Source organism: Pseudanabaena mucicola FACHB-723 (assembly GCF_014696385.1).
In the GTDB taxonomy this organism is placed as follows: domain Bacteria; phylum Cyanobacteriota; class Cyanobacteriia; order Pseudanabaenales; family Pseudanabaenaceae; genus Pseudanabaena.
In genome coordinates, this window is record NZ_JACJQB010000006.1 from 89,840 (window position 1) to 104,110 (window position 14,271).

The window sequence follows — 14,271 nt, forward strand, 5'->3', positions numbered from 1 at the left end:
CCTTCTCAATCAACAATACAAGCCATTATTAGAGAAGTCGATCAAGTCTTTAGCTTGCTGAGCTTTGTGTCACTAGCCAAGCAAGTTTTGTCATAAAACCAGAAGCAGAATTGCGGCGCAAAGCGCCGCAATTCTGCTTCTGGTTTTGGTTTGCTGTAAGTGCCAAAAACTACAAGCCATATCCCCTATGACCAAAACAAGATTACAATATGTTAAGCAAACGTAACGACAGTATAAAGGTCGAACATAAGACATGAAAGCAGCGATTATTGGTGCGGGTTTGGCGGGTATGAGTACGGCGGTTGAACTCAGCGAGCAGGGCTATGAAGTGGAGCTTTTTGAGTCCCGTCCCTTTGTTGGCGGCAAAGTCAGCAGTTGGTTAGACAAAGATGGCAACCATATCGAGATGGGCTTGCATGTATTTTTTGGCTGCTACTACAACCTCTTCGCCCTCATGAAAAAAACGGGCGCTTTTGATCATCTCCGTCTCAAGGAGCATACACATATTTTTGTGAATCCAGGCGGATCTCAAGCAGCTTTAGATTTTCGCAACTTTGGGGGCGCACCCTTTCATGGCTTGAAGGCATTTGTAACCACAGGGCAGTTACCACTGAAGGACAAGATTCAAAATGCGATCGCAATCGGTCGTAGTCCTTTAATTCGTGGCTTAGTTGATCATGTTGGCGCAATGAAAGAAATCCGCGCCCTTGACAACATTAGTTTTAAAGATTGGTTTTTGGGCATGGGAGGCTCGCAGGCAAGTCTTGATCTGATGTGGGATGCAATCGCCTATGGTTTAGGCTTTATCGACTGCGAAAATATTTCCGCACGCTGTATGTTGACCATCTTCCAATTCTTTGCATCCAGAACCGAAGCTTCCATTTTGAGAATGTTGGAAGGCGCACCCGATGAATTTCTTCATAAGCCAATTGTGAACTTGATTGAATCCAAGGGTGGCAAAATTCATTTGCGTCGTGGTGTTCGTGAAGTTCTCTTTGAAGGTGAAGGCGAAGATACTCGTGTGACTGGATTTATCGTTGGGAAAGAAGATGGCGAAGAAATTGTCACCGCCGATGTTTATATTTGTGCGACTGATGTGCCAGGAGTAAAGCGGATTATTCCTGAGAAGTGGCGTGCATGGTCACAGTTTGACAATATCTATAAGCTCGATGCCGTACCTGTTATTACCGTCCAACTCCGCTTTGATGGTTGGGTGACGGATATTGATAATTTGCTCTATGCCACTCGCGTTGATTTCTCCACCTTCGCTGATCTCGCAATTACTAGCCCAACTGATTATTATAAGGAAGGAGAAGGTTCGCTATTGCAGGTGGTGATTACGCCTGCGGATGATTACATCAAGCTCAGTAATGAGGTAATCGTAGAGAAGATGATTGCTCAAGTGCATGAGATTTTCCCTTCTTCCAACAAGCTTAATGTCACTTGGTCAAGTGTGGTCAAACTGGCGCAGTCGCTCTATCGTGAAGCCCCCGGCAAAGATCCTTTCCGCCCAACGCAAGCAACTCCTATCAAAAACTTCTTCTTAGCAGGTAGCTATACCATGCAGGACTACATCGACAGTATGGAAGGTGCGACGCTTTCGGGAAAAATGTGTGCAGCGGAAGTGATTAAGCGCCATCAGTTGGTGAAATCTTAGTAAGCACTCACCCCTAGCCCCTCTCCCATAGGGAGAGGGGAATAAGAGAATAATAGGCTATGGCTCAGCGATAGTCCTCACCACTCTCCCGCAGGAAAGGGGAATAAGAGAATATGTATGGATTTACCATTAATCTATCATCCCAATTACGTTGCACCACTGGCGAACACTAATCGGTTTCCGATGGAAAAGTTTCGCTTGTTGCATGAGATGTTGATCATGGATGGAGTGGCTCGACCAGAGCAGTTTTTTTGTCCAGAACTACCAGACTTGGCAACGATTGCCACGGTGCATGATCGCGCATATGTAGAAGCCTATTGGACAGGAACTCTTGACTCAAAAGCTCAGAGGCGGATTGGGTTACCTTGGACTCCAGAGCTTGCCTATCGAACTCGGATTGCGGTGGGTGGGACTTTGCTCACGGCCCGTTTAGCCCTCGCCCATGGTTTGGCTTGCAATACCGCAGGAGGAACCCATCATGCTTTTCCTAGCTATGGCTCAGGTTTTTGTATTTTTAACGATCTTGCGATCGCAACTCAAGTGTTGCGACAGGAAGGCGCTGTTCAAAGGGTTTTAATTGTTGATTTGGATGTGCATCAAGGTGATGGCACGGCTTTAATTTTTCAATCTCAGCCAGATGTATTTACGTTCTCCATGCATTGCCAGATTAATTTTCCATCGGTGAAGCAAATTAGCGATCGTGATGTTCCTTTACGTGAGGGCATGGAAGACGATGAATATTTACGCACTCTTGCCGCTCATTTGCCAGATTTATTAACTGATTTTCAGCCCGATTTGGTGCTGTATGATGCGGGAGCAGACCCACATATTGGTGATCGTCTCGGTAAGTTAGCCCTCACTGATGCAGGACTTTATCGTCGTGATATGCAGGTTTTGAGTACCTGCATATCGCAAGGTTTTCCCGTCGCCTGTGTTATTGGGGGTGGATATTGTGAAGATATGCGATCGCTAGTGTATCGGCATTCGCTATTACATCGGGCGGCGAGTGAGGTATATCGCCACTATCGTCTCTAACAGGCAGACCTCACCCCTAGCCCCTCTCCCGTAGGAGAGGAGAACAAGAAAACATGAGTTTGGCTCTCCTTTTCCCTAGGGAGAAGGGGGTGGGGGATGAGGGTTCCACTTCCCTCTTTTATTTAGGCGAAAAACTATGGGCTTTGAGAATTGCGGCTACTAAAAAAGCGTAGGAAACTGCACCCACAATTGCCAATAGCCAGAAACTCACCAAGGCGCTTGTATTCCAAAGGGCATGGAGCAATGCCGAACTGAGATAGCCCACGGTGAGAATTTGCCAACGGAGAGAAGGTTTAAGAATGCTCAGTCCGATAAAATAGCCAAAATAGCCGCTATATGCCATATGTCCTGCCACCGAACCAAGCACGCGGGGAATCAGTAATTGTAGTCCTGTTAATTCTGCGATTTCTAGTCCGCCTGCTTGATTGGAGACGCTTTGAATGATGTTCGGCACATATAGCCCCAATGTCTCCGTCAGCGTAAACCCTACTGCGGAAGCCGCACCGATCAAGATTCCATCCAATGGTTCCGTAATGCCAAATCGCGATCGCAATTTTTTGCTTAGCCCCAAGCATCCAAACCAGAGCGCAAAAATCGGTAACGCCTTCAGTAATTCCTCCATCAATCCCGCGCCAAAAAACATGGAGATAAACACATTGACGAAATTGGTTGATTCCCTTGGTATCGCCCCTGGCAAGACTTGGTAAAAGAACCAGAAAAATATTTGCAGGATCGGACTTTTGAGAATCCCTACCGTAAATAGGGCTGCGCCTAAAATTACCCACCAAGGCTTATTTTTGCCACATAGTCGATAGACAAAATAGTAAGCGGCGAGGCTGATGTAAATAGAAATAGTCAGGTTGAATAATTTGGGTTGCCCTAAAAAGGCAAACATCATCACCACAAATCCAACGGTAGCCATTCCGGGCAGGAGATAATCTTTTTTCCAAAGCTCATTACCTGTTGAAAAGATTGGTAATAACTTCGTGAGCGTAATATCGGTAATCTGCGATTGGGAACGTTGCTTAAAGCCGCCATAGCGATTTTCGGTAGCTGGTACAGCCGCTAATTCAAACACAAATTGGGGGCCATCCTTGGTGAGTTGAATGTGATCGCCATGCTGTAGAATGTGGCAGCCCTGCAACCGCTGACCGTTAATAAATGTGCCATTAGCGCTATTGCGATCGCAAATTTCCCAGCCCTGAATTACCCCTCCTAAAACAGGATGAATCTCGGCATGTCGGCGTGACACCGAGCCATAGATCTTGAGATTAATGGCAATTTCACAACTCGGATCACGACCAAAAGTAACTGATCGCTCACCCAAAGCCGTCACAATGTCCCTGCGATTTTGGGAAGAACCCTCCGCAGAGATTTGTTTGATAAAAGCGGTAGGCAAAATGCGATCGGACATAGGGTCATTTTATGGGTGAAGTGCTACCAAAAGCGCAGCAACCGCTCAAATCAGAATTCTTTCAATATCTAGCTCAGCCGCAGCATGGGCAAGTTTAGCAATATCGCTTAGATTGTCAATATAGGGAAGTATTCCCAAAACAGGAATTGAGGTAAGTCGCGAAATCATCTGCGGCGGTGCAAGATCTTCAATTTCTTCAGGGGTATAGGCTTGCGAACAAGCCAACACAATTCCTCGCAGTTTTACTTTTTGAGTATTCGCCAAAGCCACATTTGCGATCGCTTGCGAGATCGCCCCTAAGCGTACAGGCACAACTAAAATTGCCTCCAAAGCCCAATCTCGCGCCAAGTCCGCCACAATATACTCATCAGTAATCGGTGAGCCTAATCCGCCCATGGACTCAACGAGCAAACATTGTTTTTGTTGTTGCAGCTTCAGAAAATTCCGCCAAATTAATCCCAAATCGATCGATTTACCTTCTTTGATTGCCGCGATCGCAGGGGCTATGGGAGTCTCAAAGTATAAAGGCGTAATCTCATCGAGGGTTTGCGCCAGTGAGAAAGTTTGGCTATAAAATTCGCGATCGCCTTCTCCTGATTGCAATGGTTTATAAATGCCCAGAGATGTACTAGGTTGGGTTTTATCGCGATAGGTTAGCCAATAGGCGGCTAAAGCTGCTGTTAAGACAGTTTTACCCACACCCGTATCACTACCAACAATCAATAAAGGCTTCGTCATTATTTTTAAACTTAATCTTTAAACTTTATTTTTAAACTTCATTTAAGTAGCTAATCGCAATTAAATATAAACTACTCAAACCTGTGGCGCACACTGTGTGTGCGCCACAGGTTTGAGCTTTAGGTTTTAATTATACCTAGCGACTTAACACTTTAAAAAGCGCGGCAAAGCCGCGCTTTTTAAAGTGTTTTGGTTTTAATTCAGCACTTAACGCTACTAAACTGCAACCAAATTGTTTTTATGCTCACGCATCGCCTTAACAAAACGCTCGAACAAATAATCAGCATCATGGGGGCCGGGACTAGCTTCGGGGTGATACTGCACCGAGAAAATTGGCAGGGTTTTATGCTCTAGTCCTGCAACGGTCTTATCATTGAGATTGATGTGAGTCAACATCGCCGCAGATTGCTCAAAGGATTCACCAGTCAGGGCAAAACCATGATTTTGGCTAGTGATCTCCACGCGGCGATCGGCATTTTCAGCTTGGTTTTGTGCGGGTTGATTTAGTCCGCGATGCCCAAACTTGAGCTTGAAGGTATCGCCACCCATGGACAAGCCTAAAATTTGGTGTCCAAGACAAATGCCAAACATCGGTTTATTTGCTTCCAGCAAAGCTTTTGCGGTCTCAATGCCTTGGGTAACAGCCGCAGGATCTCCCGGTCCGTTGGAGAGAAAAATACCGTCGGGATTGTAGGACAAAATCTTTTCGGCGGAAGTGTCGGCAGGGACAACAATAACACGGCAGCCGTAGCTAGCAAGGCGGCGGAGAATATTGCGCTTTACGCCAAAGTCGATCGCTACGACGGTGAGAGATGCGCCTGTGAGATGTGATGCCTCCACAAATTCCCATTCAGGTAAGGTTTTGTCAGACCATTCATAAATGCGATCTGTGGATGCTTCTTGGGCAAGGTTTTGACCTTGCATTGAGGGGGCTGCCTTGACCTTGGCAAGTAACGCTTCAGGATCAAGAATTTCCGTGGAAATACCGCCATTCATTGCCCCTAGCGATCGCAATTTTCGGGTAAGGGCGCGAGTGTCGATCCCAGCAATACCAACAACATTATGGGCTTTGAGGTAATCGGGTAAGGACTGACGCGACCGCCAGTTGCTCGGTAATGTCGTAATGTTACGGGCAATTACACCACGCACTTGAGGACGATCGGACTCTTCATCTTCAGGAGTTACACCAGTATTACCCAATTCAGGACAGGTAAAGGTAACTATTTGACCTCTGTAACTAGGATCGGTGATTACCTCTTGGTAACCAGTCATACCTGTATTAAATACTACTTCGCCGATCGCGGTTCCAGACGCGCCAAAGGCATAGCCTCGGTAACAAGTACCATCCGCCAAGACCAAAATCGCCGCTTGCTTTGTTGCCATATCTTCTAATAATCGTGCGTTAGACATCCATTGTGGACACTAGCGAGTATTCTAAACGTTATCTAGGTCACAAGATTAGATCTTAATTGGTTTGCTGCTGAATATTTGGCTATAAAATCTCCGATCCCCAAAATTTTGTTTTTGCCCACTAGCTTTGAAAATACTTATTTGTGGACGCAACTCTGTTAACACGTAATCTGTCTGATTTTGAAAATATTGCCAACTTGCAAGTGGAAGATTGGACAAGTTAGCCGATCACCTTTTGTCTTCATCAAGCGCGATCGCAAAATATCTCTTAGTATTCTCGAACGATAAATACTGGTGTACTGAATTTGGGTTGATTTTGCTTTTGGATACGGATTAGACGATCGCTAAGTTCTGTTGTCTGAGATTGCAAAAAGTCATTGATAAAGTTGGCTTGTCCCTGATAGTCACGATCATCTTTACAAATAATGATGCCGCTATGATTCATGCCACTACGATGTAAATCGATAAAATCATCACGATTAAAAGTTATTAGAATTCGATTTTGATTTGTGGCAAATTTTAGAACTTCAGGGTCGGGAATTCCTTGATTTGCTTGTCCTGCTTCGTAGGAGGTAAGTACATCATGCTCGTAATCGCGCAGGATTTGCACAATGTCGATCGCAAAGTTTTCGTTGGAATACAATCTAGCCAATGATCGCTTCCTCTTGTTCGTATTGGTGAGAGGCGATCGCGTGATCGATTTCTTCTTGATGTGCAGTGTAATAGAATCGGGCGTTACTCAAATCGTCTGTGGTTAATGATGGGAAGTTGCGTAAAAGCTCTGGGGTATTGGCTCCTTGCTGTTGCAGTGAGATGATTGTCCAAACTGGAATGCGGGTATTGCGAATTCTTGCATGACCTCCACATACGCCGATGGTTTTCTGGATTGCGCGGGATTTTAGTTTTTCTTGCAATAGGGCATATTCTTCTGGTGCAAGGGATTCGATAACTTGGGCTAAGGATTCTACTAGTTTTGTATTCATAGTTTTGTATCTATGCTCTGAAATTGATATGAATCGCGCAATTCGTTCATGATTTCATAGGTCTGTGGATGGCGCATATTCGTCATGCCTAATTCTCTGACAGTCCCATATCTGGCAAGCCTTTCAGGATTTTAACGGTTTCTAAGCTCAGAATAATGACTTGCTTAATCAATCTCACGATATAGATATATTTGATTTGGGTTTTGTCTTTGCTGGGGCGCATTTTTTCGACTCGCTTATTCAACAAATATCACTCCTAATCTTTGCTAATGTTTGCTTGAGACACTCTAGTTCAAAAGCACATATCGTATAAACTTCCTCATGATCGGCATCAAAATAAGCATGAGCCAAAATATTTCTAATTCCTTTAACCTCTCCCCAATTAACATCAGGATATTTATTAAGTGTACCCTTGCCAATAATTTTGTCAATTCTGCAAATATTTTCACTAATAGCAATCAACATCATATTGATGCCATCTAAGCGGTCTAGTCCATCATCATCACGAATAAAATCGTCTGGCTCTTTAATTCCATTAAAACGCCTCTCAATCCTTCTGATTGCCTCATCAATTTCTAAAAATAGTTTCAAAAGATCTACTTGTTCACGCATAAATAGCCTCCCTATCGATTTCTGATTTTAGATAAGGATTCATGCTCTTGCGATAGCGAATAACATCAACTTCTTTGTCAAATAATCTCTCTAACTCCTGTTTAAGCCCAACTCGCTTTAACATATTTGGTTCCATTTCTACAACAATATCAATATCGCTTTCTTCAGTGGCTTCATTTCTTGCTACTGAACCAAAGATACCGATCTTAGTGACTTTATAGCGATCGCGTAGTTTTAACTTCAAACCGCGCAACTCATTTAATATATACTCTCTATCTAGTGAATTTGTAATCATTGGTTTACATTTCTCCCTAATCTTTTGGTAATCCTAAATCTGGTAGACCTTTCACAATTTTAACGGTTTCTAAGCTGACGGTGATTACTTGCTTAACCAGTCTCACGATGTATTCTTCGTCATCAAGGCGATTAGGATCGTTGGTGATGCCGCTTCGTTTGTCGGTGCTGACTTGGTATTGATCGATGATCCAGTCTAGGGCGGAACGGTTGCCTAGTTTGTATTCAAAGGTTTCTGGGGGAATACCTGTGAGGGTTAGGAAGTCGTTATATTTGATTTGGGTTTTGTCTTTGCTGAGGCGCATTTTTTCGACTCGCCAATCAATTGGGAGATCTTTGTTTTCGATATGTTTGAGGCGATATTCGGGTTGTTGTTCGTAGTTGATATGGATTTCGGTGAGGCGTTTTCCTGCGATCGCAAAGGGATGAAACTCTGGTGCGAAGGGGATGCGCGGTAGTTCGCGTTTGAGGTTGGCGGCGTAGCGTTGACGATAGTGGGGATGATGGAGTAGGGCGTAGGTGTAATGGAAGATGTCCCATTTGGTAATTTTGGGATCTTGATAATGGGTTTGGAATTGTTCTAATGCCCAATCAGTAATGTTTTCGCGGCGGTTATTTCCATCTTCATCATAAGTGTAGAAAGGAAAGCATTGAGTTTGATCTATTGACGTTAAAGATAAATTTGTAATCAAATTAGAGATAAAACTCCAAAATTTAGTTCTTCCGCCTGCTCCCGGCACAGAAATAATTAAATTCTCTACTTCTGATTGATGATTAGGATAAATTAATGGGAACAGCCCACGACGATCATTTATAACTTCATCAAAATACATGAATTGCTTGCAGAATGGACGAGACAAAGCACTTCTAATTTGATCAGAATTAAATTTATGCAGATCACCTCTTTTTAACCATGTTTTGAGAGTACTGCTCCAACTGATTTTTGTGTCATCATAAATTATAAAATCATCAATGTTTAATGATTTTGATTCTTGTTGATTCCATCGACTGACTTGGATGTTGTATGCCTCAACTGTTGTTTTAATGTTTGCTGATAAATCATTAGAAGTAAAACTATATACCCAAGCATCACGATTAGTTTTTACCCCGTTGCTAAAAATCTTAAAAATACAATCGGTTACATCTACCTTTGACGCTTTAGATTCTTTGCTTCCCAAGGCAATAAAGCTATCAAAATCATCCTCAAATCCTTCTGTTAGCCAAACATATTTTTTATCTGGTTTAATTTCTTGCCAATCAACATCTTGAAGATTCTCAAACTTCTCCAAACAACTTAACTTCTGTTCCTTGCGCCAAAACTCATCCATCCGCGCATAATAAATCTTAGCCTTTCTCATAGATTTTCTTGATTTGATTGGTCAGCAATAACTCGTAAAGCTAAAGCTTGCACATTTGCGATCGCCTGTTGTTGACTATTCCCATAAACTAAAATGCCAGCAATTTCGAGGATTTCAGCAATCCAGCGACCATCTTCTTCTTGTTCTGTTTCAATAGTGAAATGATTGGAAATATGTTGTGTCATATTGTTTTCCTTAATAAATATCTCCCCTAAAATCTATCGCATAAATGAGTAATTCATTTTGTTCAAAATCAATTGCATATATCACTCTAATTTTCCCAACCCTTAGCCTTGAGAAGCCATCCCAAGAACCTTTTAATGGCTTGACATCAAGTTCTTTAGAAATAATTGAATCTGGCTTTTCTGCTAAATCAAGTAAATAGAGGATTTTAGTCTTGATCTTTTCGCTATCTTTGGGCGGAATCTTTTCAAGAAACTTAATCGCACTTTTACTTAAAACTAGTTTCATTTCTCACCCAATCTGTCATATCTACAAATTCGGCTCTATCATAATCAGATGGCGAACCAAAATGCTCCTCAATATCCGCCTGTTCCTCATCACTGACACAAGGGGTCTGAGAGAATATAAAAGCAAATTTCTCTTTTCTCAAAACCTCATTCATCGTCTCTTGGACAGTCTGTTGAACAACTTCTTTGAGTCCTTGAGTCTCTAGATTTACTCTTAATGTCGTAGCCGCATACTGTAGAACCTCTTGTATGTCCGCTGCTTCTAAATCAGGCAATGCCTGTAAGATTTCTTGATCTCGCATTCCATCCGCAAACATATCAAAGACAGTTGTAACAGGTATTCTCAAAGAGCGAATACAGGGGACACCACCCATCTTTTGAGGATTAGTTGTAATTCTCGCAAATTGCATAGTTGATTTAACCTCTAACGCTTTCTTACAAAAATATTAACACTTACCCCAACTTGAATACCAAAAACATTATGAGTTGTTCCCGATAATTTAGGATTCTTGCGAATATTTCCGCCTAAATCAAATACATAGATTTGATCAAACTCCTGTTCTAAATATTGGCGCATCCCATCAAACGCAATCCCATCAATAAAACTGTTGTTAGTCACAAACGCAACCACTCCTTCATCACCAATTCTATCCGATGCCCACCGAATTGCTTTTACGTAGGGATCAGAAAGAGAGTTTTTTAAAGTCGCTTTTGAAGCTTTGGCATAGGTAGCCGCTACGCGATCATCAATCCCCGTCTTGTTTTTAGTCGTGTACTTACGATTCTTATTGTTATCATTCTCATTCAACTGACCCACATTATACGGAGGATTCCCAATCACCACAAACAAATCTGACTCCCTTTGTCTTTCCACCCGTTTCATATTCTCAGGTGTAAACAAACCCAACTGCTCAATACGCTGATCCTCAAACGTATCTACTAAACAAATCCCCTCAAACGCCTCATACTTCCCAGTTTGCTCAAAATACTCATGCTCAATATTCATCGATGCAATGTAATAAGGCAGCAACATCACCTCATTGCAATGCAACTCATGCTCATACTTGTGAGGCAAAGCCGACTTCTGGATTTCCGCAATCTCGCGCATCACCCGCATGATGAAATTCCCCGTACCCACAAACGGATCGAGAATATGCACACCCTTATCCACCAGAGACTTACCAAACTCCCGTTGCAAAATCTCCTCCACACTCTTCACCATGAAATTCACAATCGGCTGTGGTGTATACACAATCCCATGCGTATCCGCCACCTTTGTCGAAAAGCCCTGAAAGAACTTCTCATAGACCGTATTCAAAAAGTCCTGCTTTTGCGAAAAATCATCAATTGTTGCTGCTGTTTCTTCGATCGCCCCATAAAACCGATCCAAACTACTCAAAAAATGAGCGCGGCTGAAATGCTTAGAGGTCAAAGCATTGATCACCTTCTCAATCTCAACCGCAATAATATTTCTCTGAGCAAAATCAGGATTATTGAACACACTCCGAAAAATCCGTTCCGTTAGCAAATGCTGAATCAACATCTCCTCAACCGCTGACTCCGCCAGATTGGGATTAATCGACTGACGGCAAAGCTGCATAAACGCTGCAAACGCATCGATAAACTTTTTGTTCGTCTTTTCCTGTGTGCGAATTAGCTCCAGTAAAGCCGTAGCATGATCCTTCACGCGATCGCCAAATTCCTCAGCCGCCTTCTCCCATTGTGCGATCGCAGGCGCACGATATTCAAAAAACTGGCGCACCACGTCCACCAATTCCTGCTCTTTGGTAATGTCCACATCCATTACCAACTTGCCATCCTGATAAAGAATGGCGCGATCGGGCTGCTGAAAAATAATATTGTCTTTGGGATAGCCCACCGCAAACTTTTTCTGAACTTCCTTCTTCAGATCGTCCTTGCTATCCTTTGCTTCCCAATAAGCACGCGGCAAATGATAAATATCTACTAATGCCCCATCAATGCGAATTGGTTGTTTTTGCGATCGCTTAATTGCAAATTGCTGCTCTAAAGTCCACTCAAACTGCCGCCCACAGGACTCTAGCAACTGCTGAAAAGCCGACAACACTGCGCCCTCATGCACTATGCCCAACTTGCCATAGCGATCCAAAGCTTCATAGTAATTCTTGATTGGCTTGTGCGATGGCTTAAGGCTGAGACTAGGCATATTAAGAGTGCATGAAATTTTTTGGCAATAACATTACTATAAATGAATTTAGAAAGATCGAGAAAAACAGGGCTGAAATAGTTGTTTTACAAATACCAGAAGCATTATACCAACGCCTAGCGATTCCGTATTGCATCACTTCACTCCAACAGCCTCAAACTTAGGCAGAAATGCAAGATCAATATCATTCTGAGGAATTCCCCTTTGAATCAAATCTTGAGTGATCCCTCCCTCAATTCCATCATACTCAATTAGAACCTTCCCATCCTTAATACTCACATAAATCAAATTACCCCGCACCCGTCTCTCCCGATCCCAACCAAACTGCATCAGCGCATAGCGACTATTCACATCATCAAATATCGGTTCCAAGTGAATATTGCCATGAGAAGGACGCAACTTAGCATACTCACTAATTACCTGCTTGATTACTGCTTGATAGGATTTGACGGTATCCATTGAGTTATCTCCTTAGTGCTTAGATTTACAAACACCGATAAAGCCACTTGCCGCAAGATCGACAAACAAAAAGCGATCGACATAGGAAATAACATAGGGATCGTCAGTCACTTCCCATCCATCTTTAATAACTGCTTCTTTTACAGCCTCATGAATGGAGTCTCTAACTGGCAAATTATTTACTCCTCGTTTGTTAATTTCTTGCCTATTATGATAATTGTTTTGTTTCCATATCCATATTTAGCTGATGACTTCAGCGATTTCAATTACTTGTCCGTCGGGATCTTTGACTAAAAAATTAAGGGGCTTTTCGCTGCGTACCTTGTGTTTAATACCTTTAATTTGAATCTGTAACAGCACCTGCTCTACACAGTCGCGATTGAAGCAAATATGTCTGCCGCGTTTAGGGTCGGTGATACTGGCTCCGGGGACGATATGTAGTTGGACATTTTTCTTGAGCTGATACCACGCACCTTCCATATCCGCTGAATATTGCGATGAGCGGGATCGTCTTGCCTCCGCAGGAATATAGATTGGGTCTGCGGGTGCGCCCATGCCATATTCATAGCCATAGTAGTAATGTAGTGGCACATCGGCGATTGGCAGTTTTAACTCACCCTCATAAAAATATCTTGCCTGATCAAGATCAGAGACCATGATCGTATGTACTTTTGGGGCGCTGGTGAGAAACATCCACATGGCAACGGCATACGCACCAAGCAGCATAACCATGATGCCTTGAGTAGAAAACAGTGACTCCATCGTAAAAGCAACTACATATTTTTTAAGAGACTTAGTTTTTTAGTTTAGCTCAAGTATCAGGAATTTAAGTTGTTTTCGTGAACCTGCAAGGCAAACTGCTTACAAATTTAGATAAAACTCCTTGACTAAGCCGACGTAATCTTGCGTATAAACATGTTTATGCATTTCTATAGTCATCGTAGATTCTTGGGTGGGAGAGGGGGTTGGGCTTAGTGACATCAATATCCGTTTCACGGCACTGGTGGGGGTTGGCTTGATATAAACTTTGCGATCGCAAAACAAATGGAAATCCCTAGCCCTTTCCAGAAAATTATGGGCTAAGTCGGTGGGATAAATAACGGCTAAATGCCCAGTGGGATTGAGTAGTTGTTGGGCAATTTCCAGCAAATCCTGTTGAGTCAGGCTATCACTATGCCGCGCCAAGGTGCGTGAGGGCTGGGATGCTTTATAGGCGTTTTCAAAAAAAGGGGGATTGGCAATAATCAGGTCGTAATGGTGAGCATACTTATTCGTAAGGTTCTGATTCGCAAAGTCTTGAATCCGAGAGTGATAGATATTAAGGCGATCGCGCCAAGGTGAATTTTGGATATTCTCTTTTGCTTGTGCATAGGCAGACCCATCAATTTCCACGGCATCAATTAAGGGCTGAGACAGGGAAAATTGCGATCGCTGTGCCAACATGATTGCAAGTAAACCAGTACCAGTGCCAATATCCAGAATGTGCGACTTGTCCGACAGATCTGCCCATGCTCCCAACAAAATGCCATCTGTCCCCACTTTCATCGCACATTTGTCTTGCTGGATCGTAAATTGTTTAAAGCGAAAAGAGGCATTCATAATATCGGTCACAATAAGCTAATGTAGATATTAGAGAAGTCAGCGCAAAGCGCTGAC

General features: G+C 43.0%; 18 protein-coding genes and 1 pseudogene. 2 read left to right on the forward strand and 17 right to left on the reverse strand.

The genetic code is table 11. From position 1 onward, the window contains the following. The first annotated feature begins 253 nt into the window (after window positions 1-253). The gene (gene zds / locus H6F41_RS05255) at window positions 254-1,657 is read left to right on the forward strand and encodes a 9,9'-di-cis-zeta-carotene desaturase (RefSeq protein ID WP_190402434.1); all 1,404 of its coding nucleotides are present in this window, start codon (window positions 254-256) and stop codon (window positions 1,655-1,657) included. A gap of 117 nt (window positions 1,658-1,774) precedes the next feature. After that, the gene (locus H6F41_RS05260) at window positions 1,775-2,692 is read left to right on the forward strand and encodes a histone deacetylase family protein (protein WP_190402435.1); all 918 of its coding nucleotides are present in this window, start codon (window positions 1,775-1,777) and stop codon (window positions 2,690-2,692) included. A 118-nt stretch (window positions 2,693-2,810) separates the two neighbouring features. Here H6F41_RS05260 and H6F41_RS05265 read toward each other — a convergent pair whose 3' ends face one another. From H6F41_RS05265 to H6F41_RS05345, 17 genes and pseudogenes are all read right to left on the reverse strand, one after another. Continuing rightward, window positions 2,811-4,106 (reverse strand): PrsW family glutamic-type intramembrane protease, encoded by a 1,296-nt coding sequence (locus H6F41_RS05265; RefSeq protein ID WP_190402436.1) that lies wholly within the window; start codon window positions 4,104-4,106, stop codon window positions 2,811-2,813. 45 nt (window positions 4,107-4,151) lie between these two features. Further along, complete coding sequence (gene bioD, locus H6F41_RS05270; RefSeq protein ID WP_190402437.1) at window positions 4,152-4,844, reverse strand: dethiobiotin synthase; 693 nt, start codon at window positions 4,842-4,844, stop codon at window positions 4,152-4,154. A gap of 216 nt (window positions 4,845-5,060) precedes the next feature. Further along, window positions 5,061-6,227, reverse strand: a complete 1,167-nt coding sequence (carA, locus tag H6F41_RS05275) for a glutamine-hydrolyzing carbamoyl-phosphate synthase small subunit (RefSeq protein ID WP_242022928.1) — start codon at window positions 6,225-6,227, stop codon at window positions 5,061-5,063. A gap of 295 nt (window positions 6,228-6,522) precedes the next feature. Then, on the reverse strand, window positions 6,523-6,906 hold the full coding sequence (locus H6F41_RS05280) for a DUF5615 family PIN-like protein (protein WP_190402439.1): 384 nt from the start codon (window positions 6,904-6,906) through the stop codon (window positions 6,523-6,525). Next, window positions 6,899-7,237 (reverse strand): DUF433 domain-containing protein, encoded by a 339-nt coding sequence (locus tag H6F41_RS05285; protein WP_190402440.1) that lies wholly within the window; start codon window positions 7,235-7,237, stop codon window positions 6,899-6,901. The genes H6F41_RS05280 and H6F41_RS05285 overlap by 8 nt, the downstream gene beginning before the upstream one ends. A gap of 88 nt (window positions 7,238-7,325) precedes the next feature. After that, window positions 7,326-7,481, reverse strand: coding sequence for a hypothetical protein (locus H6F41_RS05290; RefSeq protein WP_190402441.1), 156 nt, complete (start codon window positions 7,479-7,481; stop codon window positions 7,326-7,328). Then, the gene (locus H6F41_RS05295) at window positions 7,478-7,849 is read right to left on the reverse strand and encodes a HepT-like ribonuclease domain-containing protein (RefSeq protein ID WP_190402442.1); all 372 of its coding nucleotides are present in this window, start codon (window positions 7,847-7,849) and stop codon (window positions 7,478-7,480) included. The genes H6F41_RS05290 and H6F41_RS05295 overlap by 4 nt, the downstream gene beginning before the upstream one ends. After that, entirely contained in the window at window positions 7,842-8,144 is a 303-nt protein-coding gene (locus H6F41_RS05300) for a nucleotidyltransferase family protein (RefSeq protein WP_190402443.1), read from the reverse strand. The genes H6F41_RS05295 and H6F41_RS05300 overlap by 8 nt, the downstream gene beginning before the upstream one ends. Window positions 8,145-8,160: 16 nt before the next feature. Next, a complete protein-coding gene (locus tag H6F41_RS05305; RefSeq protein WP_190402444.1) occupies window positions 8,161-9,501 on the reverse strand; it encodes a type ISP restriction/modification enzyme in 1,341 nt (446 codons plus the stop codon). Further along, window positions 9,498-9,686, reverse strand: coding sequence for a type II toxin-antitoxin system HicB family antitoxin (locus tag H6F41_RS05310; RefSeq protein WP_190402445.1), 189 nt, complete (start codon window positions 9,684-9,686; stop codon window positions 9,498-9,500). The genes H6F41_RS05305 and H6F41_RS05310 overlap by 4 nt, the downstream gene beginning before the upstream one ends. A gap of 10 nt (window positions 9,687-9,696) precedes the next feature. Next, window positions 9,697-9,972: a type II toxin-antitoxin system RelE family toxin gene (locus H6F41_RS05315; protein WP_190402446.1), complete on the reverse strand. Its 276-nt coding sequence runs from the start codon at window positions 9,970-9,972 to the stop codon at window positions 9,697-9,699. Further along, a complete protein-coding gene (locus H6F41_RS19235; RefSeq protein ID WP_199288667.1) occupies window positions 9,953-10,381 on the reverse strand; it encodes a DUF433 domain-containing protein in 429 nt (142 codons plus the stop codon). The genes H6F41_RS05315 and H6F41_RS19235 overlap by 20 nt, the downstream gene beginning before the upstream one ends. A 14-nt stretch (window positions 10,382-10,395) precedes the next feature. After that, the gene (locus H6F41_RS05325; RefSeq protein ID WP_190402447.1) at window positions 10,396-12,156 is read right to left on the reverse strand and encodes an N-6 DNA methylase; all 1,761 of its coding nucleotides are present in this window, start codon (window positions 12,154-12,156) and stop codon (window positions 10,396-10,398) included. Window positions 12,157-12,291: 135 nt separating this feature from the next. Next, complete coding sequence (locus tag H6F41_RS05330; RefSeq protein ID WP_190402448.1) at window positions 12,292-12,615, reverse strand: XisI protein; 324 nt, start codon at window positions 12,613-12,615, stop codon at window positions 12,292-12,294. 24 nt (window positions 12,616-12,639) lie between these two features. Continuing rightward, window positions 12,640-12,789, reverse strand: a pseudogene (locus H6F41_RS05335) (element excision factor XisH family protein); the annotation flags it as partial. 66 nt (window positions 12,790-12,855) lie between these two features. After that, window positions 12,856-13,377 carry a VOC family protein gene (locus tag H6F41_RS05340; RefSeq protein WP_190402449.1) on the reverse strand — a complete coding sequence of 174 codons (522 nt, stop codon included), beginning with the start codon at window positions 13,375-13,377 and terminating at the stop codon, window positions 12,856-12,858. A gap of 99 nt (window positions 13,378-13,476) precedes the next feature. Next, window positions 13,477-14,214: a tRNA1(Val) (adenine(37)-N6)-methyltransferase gene (locus H6F41_RS05345; RefSeq protein WP_190402450.1), complete on the reverse strand. Its 738-nt coding sequence runs from the start codon at window positions 14,212-14,214 to the stop codon at window positions 13,477-13,479. Between the last annotated feature and the right edge of the window lie 57 nt (window positions 14,215-14,271).